This window comes from Pontibacter sp. SGAir0037 (assembly GCF_005491705.1).
Classification (GTDB): Bacteria; Bacteroidota; Bacteroidia; order Cytophagales; family Hymenobacteraceae; genus Pontibacter.
On sequence record NZ_CP028092.1, the window covers coordinates 3,479,581 to 3,494,694 of the forward strand.

At 44.7% G+C, this 15,114-nt stretch carries 15 protein-coding genes; all 15 read right to left on the minus strand.

What is annotated here, in order from left to right:
* Positions 1-9: 9 nt before the first annotated feature.
* A complete protein-coding gene (locus C1N53_RS14150) occupies positions 10-837 on the minus strand; it encodes a DUF1080 domain-containing protein (RefSeq protein ID WP_240773227.1) in 828 nt (275 codons plus the stop codon).
* A gap of 26 nt (positions 838-863) precedes the next feature.
* The gene (locus C1N53_RS14155) at positions 864-1,784 is read right to left on the minus strand and encodes a sugar phosphate isomerase/epimerase (RefSeq protein WP_137759926.1); all 921 of its coding nucleotides are present in this window, start codon (positions 1,782-1,784) and stop codon (positions 864-866) included.
* Between the two features lie 292 nt (positions 1,785-2,076).
* Positions 2,077-2,319, minus strand: coding sequence for a hypothetical protein (locus C1N53_RS14160; protein ID WP_137759927.1), 243 nt, complete (start codon positions 2,317-2,319; stop codon positions 2,077-2,079).
* Between the two features lie 97 nt (positions 2,320-2,416).
* Positions 2,417-4,225 carry a DNA mismatch repair protein MutS gene (locus C1N53_RS14165; protein ID WP_137759928.1) on the minus strand — a complete coding sequence of 603 codons (1,809 nt, stop codon included), beginning with the start codon at positions 4,223-4,225 and terminating at the stop codon, positions 2,417-2,419.
* A gap of 219 nt (positions 4,226-4,444) precedes the next feature.
* Positions 4,445-5,527: a hypothetical protein gene (locus C1N53_RS14170; RefSeq protein WP_240773228.1), complete on the minus strand. Its 1,083-nt coding sequence runs from the start codon at positions 5,525-5,527 to the stop codon at positions 4,445-4,447.
* Positions 5,520-6,152, minus strand: a complete 633-nt coding sequence (locus tag C1N53_RS14175) for a hypothetical protein (RefSeq protein WP_137759929.1) — start codon at positions 6,150-6,152, stop codon at positions 5,520-5,522. The genes C1N53_RS14170 and C1N53_RS14175 overlap by 8 nt, the downstream gene beginning before the upstream one ends.
* Before the next feature lie 29 nt (positions 6,153-6,181).
* Positions 6,182-6,739 carry an RNA polymerase sigma factor gene (locus C1N53_RS14180; protein ID WP_137759930.1) on the minus strand — a complete coding sequence of 186 codons (558 nt, stop codon included), beginning with the start codon at positions 6,737-6,739 and terminating at the stop codon, positions 6,182-6,184.
* Between the two features lie 296 nt (positions 6,740-7,035).
* On the minus strand, positions 7,036-8,613 hold the full coding sequence (locus C1N53_RS14185; RefSeq protein WP_137759931.1) for an aldehyde dehydrogenase family protein: 1,578 nt from the start codon (positions 8,611-8,613) through the stop codon (positions 7,036-7,038).
* 153 nt (positions 8,614-8,766) lie between these two features.
* The gene (locus C1N53_RS14190; protein WP_137759932.1) at positions 8,767-10,269 is read right to left on the minus strand and encodes a Do family serine endopeptidase; all 1,503 of its coding nucleotides are present in this window, start codon (positions 10,267-10,269) and stop codon (positions 8,767-8,769) included.
* Positions 10,270-10,450: 181 nt separating this feature from the next.
* Positions 10,451-10,900 (minus strand): Hsp20/alpha crystallin family protein, encoded by a 450-nt coding sequence (locus tag C1N53_RS14195; RefSeq protein ID WP_240773229.1) that lies wholly within the window; start codon positions 10,898-10,900, stop codon positions 10,451-10,453.
* Positions 10,901-11,121: 221 nt separating this feature from the next.
* Positions 11,122-11,916, minus strand: a complete 795-nt coding sequence (locus C1N53_RS14200; protein ID WP_137759934.1) for a DUF2490 domain-containing protein — start codon at positions 11,914-11,916, stop codon at positions 11,122-11,124.
* A gap of 2 nt (positions 11,917-11,918) precedes the next feature.
* Positions 11,919-12,500, minus strand: coding sequence for a hypothetical protein (locus C1N53_RS14205; RefSeq protein WP_137759935.1), 582 nt, complete (start codon positions 12,498-12,500; stop codon positions 11,919-11,921).
* Between the two features lie 49 nt (positions 12,501-12,549).
* Positions 12,550-13,740, minus strand: coding sequence for a M20 family metallopeptidase (locus C1N53_RS14210; RefSeq protein WP_137759936.1), 1,191 nt, complete (start codon positions 13,738-13,740; stop codon positions 12,550-12,552).
* Between the two features lie 118 nt (positions 13,741-13,858).
* Complete coding sequence (locus C1N53_RS14215; RefSeq protein ID WP_137759937.1) at positions 13,859-14,371, minus strand: sporulation protein; 513 nt, start codon at positions 14,369-14,371, stop codon at positions 13,859-13,861.
* Positions 14,364-15,026: a deoxyribose-phosphate aldolase gene (gene deoC, locus C1N53_RS14220; RefSeq protein WP_137759938.1), complete on the minus strand. Its 663-nt coding sequence runs from the start codon at positions 15,024-15,026 to the stop codon at positions 14,364-14,366. Before deoC ends, C1N53_RS14215 begins: the two co-directional genes overlap by 8 nt.
* Between the last annotated feature and the right edge of the window lie 88 nt (positions 15,027-15,114).

A 15,114-nucleotide genomic window follows, 5' to 3' on the forward strand; every position in this document is an offset into this window, starting at 1 on the left:
GTTTAATGGTTAGTCCTGATTTACACTGGCTGTGCCCTTAGCTTTTAGTTCTCTTAGTTTAATGTTGCGGAAGTGTACTTCGTCACCGTGGTCCTGCAGCAGGATATGCCCCTGCTCTGCCTCGCCAAAATTTTCATAATCTTTATACTTACTGCCTGCTACCAGATCACGAAAGGCTGTACTGCCACGCTCGTACTCAACTACTTTTGTTCCATTCAGCCAATGCTCTACATGCTTTCCATCTGATACAATGCACACCTGGTTCCACTCTCCTATAGGGGAAGCCTGTTTGTTTTTGGCTGTAATCAGATCATAAAGTGAAGCAATGGTTCTGTTACCACTTTTGCCCATTTTAGCATCAGGATGGCGCTCATCGTCGAGCAGTTGAAACTCCAGCCCAATAGCCGAACCCGGGCTCTTAGGCAGTCGCTCCGTTACAAAATACTTAACGCCACTGTTCGCTCCTGGTGTCAACTTAGCTTCCAGAGTCAGCTCAAAATCGCTGTACTCTTTCTCTGTGATAATGTCGCCTCCATTGCGCGACTCTGCTCCGTCTGATTTTATAACGATCAGTTCTCCGTTCTCTACCTTCCAGCCCTTTTCTGGGAATGCATCTTTGTAGGCTCCACGCCAGCCGGCAGTGCTGTTGCCATCGAATAGTAATACCCAACCTTCTGCTTGCTCGGCAGCGGTAAGTGTGTTAGGGCTGGTAGCAGAGGCCTCTGTAGCACTCACAGCCTGGCCGGCAGTCTTTTCTGTGTTTTGCTGATTACTCTGACATGCTACTGCTGAAAGCGCTGTGGCTGTACCCACTATCATAAGTCGTAAGTTTTTCATACCTGGTGTTATTGATCTTATATTTATTACACTTTAATTCCCTGCGACTGCAGATAAGCCCGACTGGTTTGCCCGCACTGCAACGGGGTTTTCCCCTGATCAGGCACAGCATCAAGCTCCACAATACCCCAGCCTTTAAAGTTGATATCAGCAAGAGCTTTAAAAACTCCCGGCAGATTCACTTTCCCCTGCCCCAATTCAACAAACGAATAAGCTTGCGGCCCTTTTTCAGGCAAGGGACGCACATCTTTAAGGTGCAGCACTCTTATCCTGTCTTTGTATTGCGCTATAGCTTTTACAGGATCTCCACCGCCCTGATGGTAGTGGGCTACATCGAGCAGGAGTTTAACATTTTCTTCTTTGCAGTTTTCTAGAATAACTTCTACCTCATGAGGTGTTTCACCGAGCTGGTGCATGTGGTTATGGTATGCTACCTGCACGCCAACATCGTTAGTTCGCTTGCCAATTTCGTTGAGCAGCTGGCCATAAGTACGCAGATCTTCCTCACTCGGGTTGCCTGTTTTAGGGCGGGCAGTATTTGTAATCTGGATGTACTCTCCACCCAAGGCTTTTACAAACCTGGCATGATCGACGTGCATTTGTATAATTTCTTCGTCTTTTCCAGTATTAATGTTGGCGTTGCCGCTGGAGAACATAGGTAATTCCAGTTTGTACTGCCTCAGTAGCTGCTGCAGTTCAGCTGGTTTGCTCCCGTACTCTTTTACAACATTGGCCCGGAGCTGAATCCCCTTAAATCCAAGTGATGAAATATCTTTGATAGCCTGTACATCGTTGCCATTCCAGGTAATGCTGGCATAGCCTACTTTAAGTCCTTTAACAGCTATAGGATTAGCAGCCTTTACTCCTAGTGATGCGATAAAAGGAAGGGTGAGCGCTGCAAGACCAGCTTTTGTAAGGAATTCCCTACGTGAAAGATCTGAAGACATAAAATTATTAAGTTTATCAATGATAGCTTTTCAAGGCGACAACAGGCTTAGCATGTGATTGCCCACTCTAAAAAATGCAGAAATAAAAAGCCTGATAGGAAGTCTTTTTATTTCTATTGATAAACTTATAAAACAATCTCTTATTTCAAAACGATTTTTTAATAATTGATTGATTTGTTGTACTCTTAATAGGTAGAATTAGCAACTGAAACAGAAACACCTGTCAAAGTTAACTTTGCGGAGCAGCATCTCAGCTAGTGAAAGAACGTTTATAAGTAGTATCTACTTCATCCTAACTATTCCTCCTGAGTGTACCAATGAAAGACTGACGCATTTCAGTAAACCGGCTTAAAGCAGCATCTATGAATTCTTCATCTAGCAAGGCTTTTGCGCCGGCATCACCCATTATATCCATTTCGCTTATTTTATACGTCTGCTCAAAATCTCCTTTTTCCAGCTTTACCAGATATTTGCCGTTCCAGGCGAGCAAGGTTACTTTCATGGCTGGGTGAGGAATGTCGGCTACTACTCTCATAAATTTAATACGCTAATATGTTAATGTGCTAATTTATACAAATACCCGCTAATCAACCAAAGTAGAAATAGCTCAACAATAAGATACCGCAAAAAGCTTATTCTTCTATAGCAATGCCCATGAGTTGCATGAGTTTGCTGGCATTGAAACTGCGGCAAAGGCCCCGCTGTAACTTGTAATCGAAAAGTATTTTGTCACCTTCTATAGTACTGTTAAAGCTGTAGTTTTCTACACTGCCTTTCAATTCTTCTTCCATCGCACCCAGCTCTAAATCATGCGTTGAAATAAGGCCAGAGGCAGTACGCCGGTGTAGCTGCCGGATAAGAGCCATAGCTCCTAAGTGCCTGTCGCGGGAATTTGTTCCTTTCAGAATCTCGTCGAGCAGGTAAAATACCGGAATGCCTTGTTCCGTCAGGTTCAGTAAAATGCGAAGGCGCTTTAATTCTGCATAGAAAGAAGACGTGCTTTCGGCGAGATTATCGACAGTTCGCATGGCCGTGTATACCTGTGCTGGTGCAACACGCATCTGAGAAGCAGCCACGGGTGCACCGGTAAAAGCCAACACCATGTTAATACCTACTGTGCGAAGGAAAGTAGTTTTACCCGACATATTAGAACCTGTTACCACTATTGTTTTGCCTGCCCCCTGCATTGTGAAGCTATTGGCAATACGCTCGCTTACAAAAATAAGAGGATGTTCCAGAGCTGTGGCTGTTACTTCAAAAGGTACGTCACTTATTTCTGGCACGGCATAGGCTGGGTTAGCCAGTTGAAAGGAGGCTATACTGGCTAAGGCTTCATAATTTGCCAGCACTTCCAAAGAGCCCTCTACCTGACCAAGGTACTGATCTCGCCACTGCTCTATTCTGTAAATCCACAAAAAGTCCCACATTAATATGGTATTCAAAAAGAAAGCCATAAGTGTACTCAAACGATAGGAGAAGAAATCTATAATACCAGCCAGTTTTCCTAATGCCTCTGATGCTTTATGCTGCTTGTAAAAAAGTTTATTCTTGAGAGAGGTAAGCAAGGCAGCATTTGTTTCATGCTGCTCTATGTGCCGCATCTGGCGGGTATAGCTTTCCATGGCTTCGTAAATACTAATGCTCTTTTCATAGTAATCGTCGCGAATGGTTCTAAAACGATAGGCCAGCAGAAACTGCAACAGCAAAAAGGCACCAGGTATATAGCCAGAAAAGCCGTAGAACCAGGCAACTATGGCTGCAACTGTAAGCACAGGTAATATAAAGAGCAACGGTTTCATATACCCATGTTTTTTATACAGGCTGTTCTCCCGCAGCCATTCAAAGAATGCAGAAGAGGGCACTTCGGTATGTTTATGGTGCCTGGGCATAACCACAAAATGCTGCAGCCAATCCAGCTGCTCTGGTTTTGTAAGCGCTGCCACTGCTTCCTGGCGCTGTTTAACCTCTGCGGGTAAGGCAGCCTGTTGCAGCCAGCTGGCCAGCTTTGTTTTTCCCAGGCTTGTTATAGAGCGGTTGAGAAGCTGAAACAAAGAATTGTCTCCAAAAATATCGAGATCGGAGGTATAAGGGTGCTGGTTGTCTGTAAAAGCCTCGCCCTTATCAAGCTTTTGTAATTTACCCTGCAGCCTATCCAGTTCCTCCAGGTTTAGCTCTCTTAGAAGCTTGAAATGTGTATAGGTATAATTTAAGCGGCTGTGCCAGCGCATAACCACTATAAACAGCATGTAAGACAGTATTAAACCTATTATACCCGCCGTTGGATTATAGTTTCTGAAGAGAAAGTAAGTTATACCCGCTCCGCATATAAATACCAGCACCCGCAACCACGATACCGTGCTGGATTTACTACCTGTTTGCTTTTCCTGCTCCTGAAATTGATCTGCTCTTTGCTGAAATACTGCTGCGACTTCTTTTCTCACGTTTTATTTTTTTGATGCACCTAATACGTGCTCTCGTGTAAATTGTAGGTAATGTACGTTAGCCTTAAAATAATGCGTATGTACTTAAGGCCTGCTTTAGCCAAAGATAAAAAAACTAAGTCTTTTTACTTCTTCAACCCAAAAGAAAGGAGCCGACTTTAGGCCGGCTCCTTTCACAGACAAACAATATTAAGAACAACTCATTTCTATAAGCAGATGTTAGTTTGTAAATTTTACATCGCCATATTTCGATACAATACTTACAGAAGCCTTCGGTGATGAAGTTCCGAACTTGCCCTTATATTCTGAAGAGGTATGCCCATTTCTTTGCAAAGAAGTCACATTTACCACATCCTGATCAAATTTAAAGCTTGAAAAGTGTACATTAACATCAAAATTAAAGGCTGTATTTTGGTCGAATCCCAAAGTGATAGGACTAAAGCCACTCTCCAGATTAATCTTTTGCATATTCTTACTAATATTATCAACTCGTAAGGATCCGTATTTAATTTGCATGCTTAGGGCCTGATCCAGATTGCCAATCCTAAAGTCGCTGTATCTGGAAGAGCCTTGTATGTCATTTGTCCCATCAAGATTAAGTGAGCCGTAAGAAACATCTACACTTCCCCCATTCATATAGCCGCAGCTACCAGATCCATAAGCTAGTTTTATTGTGTTTGCTACATTACCTAATCTTTCAGTCTTAAGAGAACCGTACTTTACAGCGATATTAGTCTTACCCTTAAAAGCTGCTAAGTATACATCGCCAAAGCTATTTGAGATGGTAAGGGGATTTGATTCCGGCATATTAATGGTATAGTTAATTTCAAAGCCAGTCTTAGAATTACCACTGATGGTCATAGATTGCATTTCTGTTTTCACAGATATGGAGCTTCCTGTTCTGCTCTCCCTGATGCTAATTTTATCCAGCATCTCCTGTGCCCGTTGCTCAGAGCCTGCCCTACAGATTATATCAACACGCACCTGAATCTCATTTTTGTTCCAGGTATTCACATGCACCTTCCCAAACTTATTTTCAATGTTAAGCATGTCAGCACTGCTTACCTTGTACACTTTTTCGAAGGTCTTTCGCATTTCTGCATCGAAGCCAGGCTCTGCCAGTGCGGGACTCTTTAAGGTGTAAGCTACCACCTGAGGCTGTTCATCAACTAAAGCAAGTACCTGTGCGGTAAGAACGCGTACCTGCGGAGTGGGGCATGGTGCTGGAGCCGCTTGTTGGGCCAGTACCATGGAGGGTGCCATAACGAGTAGTAAAACAAGGTGGCGTAAAGATTTATGCATTCGTAGTTTCATCTTGATTAGGTTCTTCTAGTATAGGTTTCTGCAACTGTTCAATTTTCTGGAGCACTTCCAGCTGGCGGTTAAGCACCTCGATTCGTATCTGCAGGTTCTGAATCATGGCACCCATTACTTTTTCGGTATTAGGAGTTTTGTATAGTTCTTCTTTAAGCTGCTTATAGCTGTTATCAAGGCGCTGGAGTTCCTGGTCAATTTCCTGCTGATCGTCTAGGCCCAGCACCTTCAAGTCGTATTCGCCCAGCTCTTTTTTCTTGCTGTTAATCTGGCTTGTATAGTATGCTTCTACTTCTACCAGTTCAGGCGCAATGCGCTGTAGCGATGGTTGCCCCACAACTGCTAGCGTACCTGTTGCCGATGGCACATTCCGCTTAACCACAAGCAGGGTGATGCCACACCCCAGCAACAGCAAAACTGCCGCTGCGATACGCATAAACATAAAGTTCGCTTTAAAGCTGGCACTCTCGCCAAAATTAATGCTGATTACTTTTGCTTCTTTCTTTGGCTTGGGTAGTTCCTGGCTTATGGTTTGCCAAAGCGCAGGGCTAGGCTCGAACATGTCGAACTCATCCCGGTGCTCATTTACAAACTTTTTCAGTTTATCTTCCATATCGTAAAAGCTCCTGCTTCTTTTATAGATCAACCCACGAACTGTGGTTCATGCATTATGTCAACTAATTTTTTCCTGGCCCTGCTGTACTGCGACTTAGAGGTTGATTCTGAAACACCAAGAATCTCTCCTATCTCAGCATGGTCAAATCCTTCCAGCAGGTATAAACTCAGCACCACCCGATAGCCATCAGGCAGCTTCTGTATTGCTCGACGTATTTTATCGATCTGCCACTCACACTCATCCTCATATACTTCATCGGCTATATCTCCTACTACTCTGTCATCCATGGGCACAAGCTCTGCCTTCTTTTTTCTGATAGCGTTTATAGCAGCATTTACCACTATTTTTTTCAGCCAGCTGCCAAACGATGCCTCCGCTTTATAAGAGCTCAGGTTTCTGAAAGCACTGATAAATGCTTCCTGCAATACGTCTTCGGCCTCGGCATAGTCGTTTGTGATACGCATACTCACGTTAAACATGGCCTTGGAATACAGCTTATACAACTCGTACTGTGCACGATTGTCCCCTTGCCTGCACCGTTCGATCACGTGCATGTTCACATCCTGATAGCCTATAATTTCCAAGGTGTTCTAAGTTGGCGTTAGTGTTTTGCTGTGCTGTCGTTTACATTTTTGCTTTCTTCCTCATTCCTTTCATCCAAATTCACACTAAAGACAAGTAAAAGAGGCCGGGGTTGCATCAAGTTGCAAAATATTTTAAAGTTTATTGCCCTTCTGCATACAGTAAAAGCCAGCCCTGTCACAGAGCTGGCTTTTACTGTAAAAACGCACCAGACATTCACAGGAGCTTCGCACGCTGTGAGGTATCTCCGCATTAACTCATCTTCAAATTTTCAGATCTTCTCATCTTCAGATTCTCATTAGTCCATTATATCAAATTTAATTCCCTGTGCAAGAGGCAGATCACGGCCATAATTAATGGTGTTGGTCTGGCGGCGCATGTATACGCGCCAGGCATCGGAGCCAGACTCACGGCCTCCGCCAGTGTCTTTTTCGCCACCGAAAGCACCACCTATTTCTGCACCCGAAGTGCCGATATTTACATTTGCTATACCACAGTCGGAGCCCCAGTGACTCAGAAAGGCTTCTGTTTCAATTAAATTGGTTGAGAAGATTGAGGAAGATAAGCCTTGCCGAACCCCATTCTGAATAGCAATAGCGTGTTCTACTTCACCACTGTATTTAATCAGGTACAGGATAGGAGCAAATGTTTCTTCCTGCACCGTATGATAATGGTTTTCGGCTTCTACTATGGCTGGCTTTACATAAGTGCCTGTCTTATAGTTTTCACCCTCCAGCACTTCACCTCCGGTTAGCAGCTTGCCGCCTTCCTGCTGAACTTCCTCTAAAGCTTTATGAAAAGCCTGCACAGCTGCTTTATCTATAAGCGGACCTACCAGTGTAGTATTGTTAAGCGGATGGCCTATAGGCAGATTGGGATAGATGCTTAGAAGTCGCTCTTTAACCTGCTCGTAAATATTTTCGTGAATGATCAGCCTTCGGGTAGAGGTACAACGCTGGCCACAGGTACCTACAGCACCAAACACAATAGCTGGCAGCGCCATATCCAGGTTTGCATGTTCAGTTACAATAATGGCATTATTGCCTCCGAGCTCTAATAAAGACTTGCCCAGGCGGGCTCCTACTGCCTCCCCTACTTTCTTGCCCATTCGGGTCGAACCTGTAGCTGAAACCAACGGAATGCGCTCATCATGCGCCATCAGGCTACCTATTTCAGCTCCACCAAGTATAAGGTTAAAAATGCCCTCCGGCAGCTCATTCTCAGCTAATACCTCACGCAAAATATGCTGGCAGGCAACTGCCGTGAGCGGTGTTTTCTCAGATGGTTTCCAGATGATGGTATTGCCACAGACAGCGGCTAACATGGCATTCCAGCTCCAAACGGCCACAGGAAAGTTGAAAGCAGAAATAACGCCCACTATACCCAGCGGGTGATACTGCTCATACATGCGGTGCGACGGGCGCTCAGAGTGCATTGTATAACCGTGCAGCTGCCGTGACAAGCCAACAGCAAAGTCGCAGATATCGATCATTTCCTGTACTTCGCCTAGTCCCTCCTGCAGAATTTTTCCCATCTCGTAGCTTACAAGCTTCCCCAATGCCTCTTTGTGCTCCCGAAGCCTGTTCCCGATCTGGCGCACAATTTCGCCTCGCTTCGGAGCTGGCATTTTCCGCCATACTTTAAAAGCCTCCTGTGCCTGCTGCACTACCTTTTCATACTCTTCGGGCGTGGCCATGTTTACAGCCGCAATCAGGTTGCCATCGGCCGGGGAATAAATTCCTACCTTTTCTCTACCCGCTGTTTCAGCCCAGGTAAGGCCGGTACTAAAGGCCGGATTTATTTCTTTTATACCTAGTTGCCTGAGCACATCGGCTATAGCCGTGGCTAATGGCAGTTCCTCTATTGTCTGCTTCATAGTTTTCTTCTCCTGCATAACTGTTTTTGTATACGTATCAGAAAGATGCCTACCTATAGGAACATGCTTTCGTAAACGCATCTCTACAAAGCTATAAAAACAAAAAAGCTTCTACAATGCTGTAGAAGCTTTCCTGCTGTTAAAGGTAATCGCTTATCGTTTACCTATCGGGTAGTAAGCCTTCAGGCCGTCCGGGTAAACGCCCTCGATGTATACTACACCGCTATCAAAGTTCTTCAGATGCTTTTCTACATCACCTGGCTCATTAACAGCATATCGATCAATTCTGGTAATGATAAAGCCGTCTTTCATACCTGTTTCTCGGAATTTGCTTTTTTCGACGCTAGATATTTTAGCACCGCCTTCTATTCCAAGTTTGCTCATTTCCTGCTTGCTTACCGGCTCAAAACGGGCACCATCAAACGTTACTGCCTTTGCGACACTCCGTTTCATAATCTCAGTGCTGTTGTTCAGGTTCTTCAGTATTACATCTGCAGTTCTTTCTTTATTGTCGCGCAGGTAGGTAACTTTTACTTTATCACCAGGGCGATATCTCGCTACCTGCTCCAGTAATTGAGAAGACTTGCTCACCGGTACACCGTTCACAGCAGTAACTACGTCGCCCTCTTTCAAGCCCGCTTCTTTAGCACCGCTTTTTTCTTCTACACCTGCAATGTACACACCGTTTAGTGTAGAAATATTCTGTTGCTTCGCAAAAGCAGCATCAATTTCCTGGATTCTGGCACCCAGTAAAGCACGCTGCACTTCACCATACTTCAGTAAGTCGTCGATTACTTTACTTACAATAGCAGATGGCACTGCAAAAGAGTAACCGGCAAATGAACCTGTCTGAGAAGCGATAGCTGTGTTGATACCTACCAGGTCACCGTTCAAATTTACCAAAGCGCCACCACTGTTACCAGGGTTAACGGCCGCATCTGTCTGAATAAAAGACTCAATAGCCAAATCTTTTGTAGCATTGGTGCGCAGGATGTTGATGTTACGTCCTTTAGCACTTACAATTCCCGCTGTTACAGTAGATGTAAGGTTCATAGGGTTACCAACAGCTAATACCCACTCTCCAACTTGTAATTCGTCGGAGTTACCGTAACGCACAACTGGTAATTTTTCTGCTTCAATTTTCAAAAGCGCCAGGTCAGTAGTCGGGTCTGCCCCCACCACACTGGCTTCGAACTTACGCTTATCGTCCAGCACCACCTCTACTTTAGAGGCTTTATCGATTACGTGGTTGTTGGTAACAATATAGCCGTTAGAAGCTATAATCACACCTGAACCAGAACCCATTTGCGGACTACGAGGAGCACGCTCACCAAAGCCATCGCCAAAGAACTCACGCAAAAACGGATCCATCGGGCCACTATACCGATCGGAGGCTGTGGTAGCATATTCCGTCATAACGTGCACAACAGCAGGCGTAGACACCTGAGCTGCTTTAATGAAATTTAAACCTTCTGGCACAGCAGTAGTACTGCTTCGCATATCGCTGGTATAGCGAACAGAAGGATACTGTTGCGCCTGCTCCAGGGCACTTCCGGTTCTGGTATCGTCTTCGAGCAGCTTGTAGCTACCTACGGCAATACCGCCACCCATCACAGCGGAAAGAGTTAAGCCAACTATAAACTGTTTTGTTTTCATGAAATATTTAATCTAAATGATGTTTCTTACCTAATATATGCAGAATAACCTATATTATACAAGCTTAACGCTAAAATACCTTACGAAATTATATAACGCTACGATTGTTTTCAATATCTATCCTCTATAAGTATAACAAAAAAGAGGCCAAAGTTGGCCTCTCTTGTTAAGCTTTATTTTATTAAGCCTGCCCGTTTTCTGAAGCGGCCACTTCTACAGCTTTAGGTTTTGCGCTTGCTTTTGCCTTATCGCTGCCAGATGTAATCTTTATCTGGTGCTTCATTGTTTTCTGCTCGTCTTTTGGCACAGAAACTACCAAAACACCATCAGTTAACTGCGCCTTAATCTGATCAGCCTTCACATTATCTGGCAAGTAGAAAGTTCTGGTGAAAGAGCCGTACTGCGTTTCTACCATATGATAGCGTTTGCTGTCTTCTCTCCTTTCGAACTTACGCTCACCAGATATAGTTAATTTGCCTTCCTGAAAATCGATGTTGATGTCTTCTTTCTTCACTCCCGGAAGAGCTACTTCAATTTCAAAGCCATTATCAGTTTCATACGCATCAACATGAGGCGTGAAACCAGTTACGCTGCGTGTATTAAGAGACTCATTAAAGAATCTGTCTAACATTGTGCTGAATGATTGCGGTACGTTTTCTTGCATACCATTATATCTGCTCAGTGCCATTTTAAACCTCCTGTTTTTATTGTTATACATTTTAAATGTTACTAACACTTTGTACTATAATAAAAACTATACCAACAGAATATTTTAGTTAAATCATGAAATAATGTCATTTTAAAATTTCACTTGATTTAACTTTTCTGCCTAAATTTCAGGAGGAGTAATTCTTAATATGTAATACTGGCAGTTGAAGGGGTAGTATGGATGCTATACTTTATTTCTAATGCAACCACCGGGCTGATGCGGTTTCTTTTAGTAGTATAGCCTAGCTCTACAACCTGACTGTTTTCATCATACCTGGGCGGAATCAGCACATAGTAATAATCGGTCTGGCGCATGAAATACGGCATTATACGCCACTTATCATTCACTTCATAGGTCAGGTTCAGGCGCAGCCGTGTTCTGTCTATTTTTCGTTCCGCCGCATTGCTCTCTGCCTTCTGGAACTCTGTGCGAATAAAAGCTTCGTAATTGATGGCAGGTGTAATGTAGCGTTGCTTTACAGCTATGCGTTTACCTAATTCAGCAGAAAAACGCACCCTCCCAAAAGCATCCTGCTGTTCCTGTGTTACATACTCAAACATCCCTTGCTTGTTAAAGTACAAGTTCCCGATGCTCCCGTTATGCCGCAGAAACAAAGCTGCAAAGCCTGTTTTCGGATAATCTTCTATCGCATAGCGGAAAGATAAGCCACCCCGCCAATGGTTGGTTAGGGCATGCTCGTACCCCAGCTCCAGCTCCACACGCTCAAAGCTGCTAAACAGGCCGGTTTCCTTTAAATCGTTAAAGCGGGAGTCTGAGTTGATGCGGTATTGGTTACGGAAAAACAGAATTCCATCTTCGCCAGCTCCATAATTTACCTGCAGCTCAGGCCAGATAGCAGAAGCAGCTGTTACCTTACGTTGCGCCTCTGTGAAAAACGGCAGTAGTGTTAGTAATAAGATCAGGTATGGCTTTGTCATGGTTATTCTTTTTCTTCTCTTCCCTTCGTTAAGCTGGTTGCTAAACTATACAGCACCTCGCTCCCCCACTCATTGTAACGCAGTATTTTATTGTAAACAGGCTGACTCTTACTGAAAACGGCATAGTAATCATTATACTCCTTCACTTCCACATCCTCCCAGTAAATCAAATATTGCTGATCGAGCAGGAATACGCCCTCCTCTGTTAGCAACACGTCTTTCAGTTCAACGCTTTTTTTGGCAAACAGCCGCTCTTTCCACTTTTCTACAAGTCCGCTCAGGTAATAGTCCCAAATGATATCTACTATTTTGGCATAGATCTCCCGATAAGAATCATTCTTAGAAAAATAGCTCTTAAACCTGACGGACAGAATATGACCGTCCTGTGATTTTACATCGAGTGTAAAATCGCAACCAACATAGAACCGGTACCAGAGAATGAACTCGAGGTCGTGCTTTATATCAACAATGTCTTCTTTATTGATTCGCGTAAACGGAGAAGACTGGAGAGGACTGTTCTCGTACTCCAGGTAATCGGGGGCAAGTATCAGGCGCCTTTTGTTACCAAGAAGCCCTGTAGACAAGTTGTATGTGTATACCCCGTTTTTTTCCAATGTACTTGCTGTTTTAGAATTAACTTCCCAACTCCTGTATGGCCAGCCAGGCCATCAGGCCTATACCTGTTTCTAGCGCATCTTCTTCTATATCGAAGGTAGGCGTGTGCACCGACGAGACTATGCCCCGTGCTTCGTTGCGGGTGCCCAAGCGGTAGAAGCAGGCATTCACTTCCTGAGAGTAATACGCAAAGTCTTCGGCCCCCATCCATAAATCCAGCTCTACGACATTCTCTGTACCTAAATACGCCTCAGCTGCAGCCCGGGCTCTGTCTGTCAGGGCCGGTTCGTTTTTAAGATACGGATAGCCGTTCTTGATGTCGATGTCACAGCTGCCACCCATGCTTTCGCATAGGCTTTCAGCAAGCTTCTTGATACGCTGGTGCGCCTCCTTCCGCCACTTTTCATCCATTGTACGGAAAGTGCCTTCTATCTTTACCTCGTTTGGTATTACGTTGGTAGCACCCATCGCTTCTACTTTTCCAAATGAAAGAACAGTAGGCACTTTGGGGCTGGCATGGCGACTGACAATTTGCTGCAGGGCTACGATCAAGTGTGCCGAAATCAGCACCGGATCTACGTTAAGTTCAGGCATGGCGGCATGGCCTCCTTTTCCCTTAACAGTAATATAAATCTCGTCGGCACTTGCCATATACATTCCTGCCCGGAAGCCTACTTTGCCAGCTGGCAGAAACGGAAATACATGCTGCCCTATTATGCCTTCAGGTGCCGGCTGCTGCAGCACACCTTCTTTTATCATGATAGAGGCGCCGCCTGGAAATTTCTCTTCCCCAGGCTGAAACACCAGTTTTACTGTTCCCTCAAACTCTTCGCGCAACTCCTGCAGAATACGGGCAGCACCTAACAGAGAAGCCGTATGCACATCGTGCCCGCAGGCGTGCATCACGCCTGCGTTTCTCGATTTATACGCTACCTGGTTCTGCTCCAGAATGGGCAAAGCATCCAGATCGGCACGCAGGGCTATTGTTTTACCGGCAGCACTCTTCCCCTCAATCAAAGCCACTACCCCTGTATCAGCCATACGTTTTGTCTCTAATCCGTAGCTTTGCAATAACTGCTCTACATAAGCAGCGGTCTGATGTTCTTCGAAAGACAGCTCCGGGTTTGCGTGCAAATGGCGCCTTATGCCTATGGTATCATTGGCATAAGCTTTGGCGAGTGATTTTATTTTTTGAGATAAATTAGTCAAGGTGCTGAAATTTAATGTACTGATAAGTTAACTGCTGAAGGTACGCAGACTGTCCTAAATTAAAAAGCGCTGCAGCTCAGGTATGGCTACAACGCTAGTTGTTAAGAACCTGTTGGTTCTATTTCTTGGGTATATTGATCTGCTCCTGCACAATCTGTGCATTCGGAATAAGATCGCTTAGCTGGTTTAGCACCTGCTGTGCTTCCATCCGGCTAAAGTAATCTCCTATTTTCAGCCGGAAGTTTGGTTGCTGATACGTAAGGTAATCCTGCTCCTCCGGCACACGACCTATAATAGTTTTACGCAGGTTCATCACAGTTTCACGCTCTGATCCGTTATACGCCAGTATCCGATACCCCTGGGCATACTTAATGCCTTTATTCACACTGGCTACAGTATCCATCAGAACCGCCACACGATTGTTTACATGATTGGCGGGTTCTGTGCGTGGCGCAGAGGCTGCTTCATCTGTAGCAGCAGGATATTTAGGCCTGTATACACTCAAGTCCTCGTTTACACGTACTTTGCCACCAGCTCTGACACCTTCTGAGGTGCTGGTGCCGGAAGAGGGAGCACAGGCTGTACTGAAGCATACAAGAAGTATAAAAAGAAAGCTAAAGATTCTATTCATGACTAATAATTTGGATACTGGCAGAGCATCCTAAACGATCTGCTCCTGCTTCGATTAACGCTTGCGCATCGGCAAATGTTTTTATGCCTCCCGATGCTTTTATTTTGATTTGGGCTGGCAGCGTGCGCCGCATTAATTTAATATCTTCCGCCCTGGCTCCACTTGCCGCAAAACCAGTAGAAGTTTTTACATAATCTACTCCGGCGGCAGTACAGATCTCACATGCTTTCACTATCTCTTCGGCTGAAAGTAGAGCTGTTTCTATGATCACTTTCAGTTCCGCCTCTTTTAAATGGCAGAATTTTGCCAGATCGCTCAGCTCATTCTCTACCTCCACGTATTGTCCGGATTTGAAGGCAGAAACATTCATGACAACATCTATTTCATTGGCACCGTCGGCAATGGCCTGGTGCGTTTCCAGGAACTTTACCTTGTGATGCTGGTAGCCCAGCGGAAACCCGATTACCGTGGCCAGCTTTACCTTTGTACCTGTACCCAATGTATCTTTTGCTAAAGCGACATAGCAGGGTGGAACGCAAACCGCAGCAAAACCATAGGTTTCAGCCTCGCGGCATAGTTGTACTATTTGCCCAGCTGTTGCCTCCGGCTTTAGCTGTGTATGGTCTATATGCGCTGCAATCTCTTCTCCTGACATAATCAGATGGTAGACTATAGAATTATTTAATTTGGACTAGCTGATGCCTTCCTCATAATAAGTGCAAAGATAGGAAGGGGATATAAAA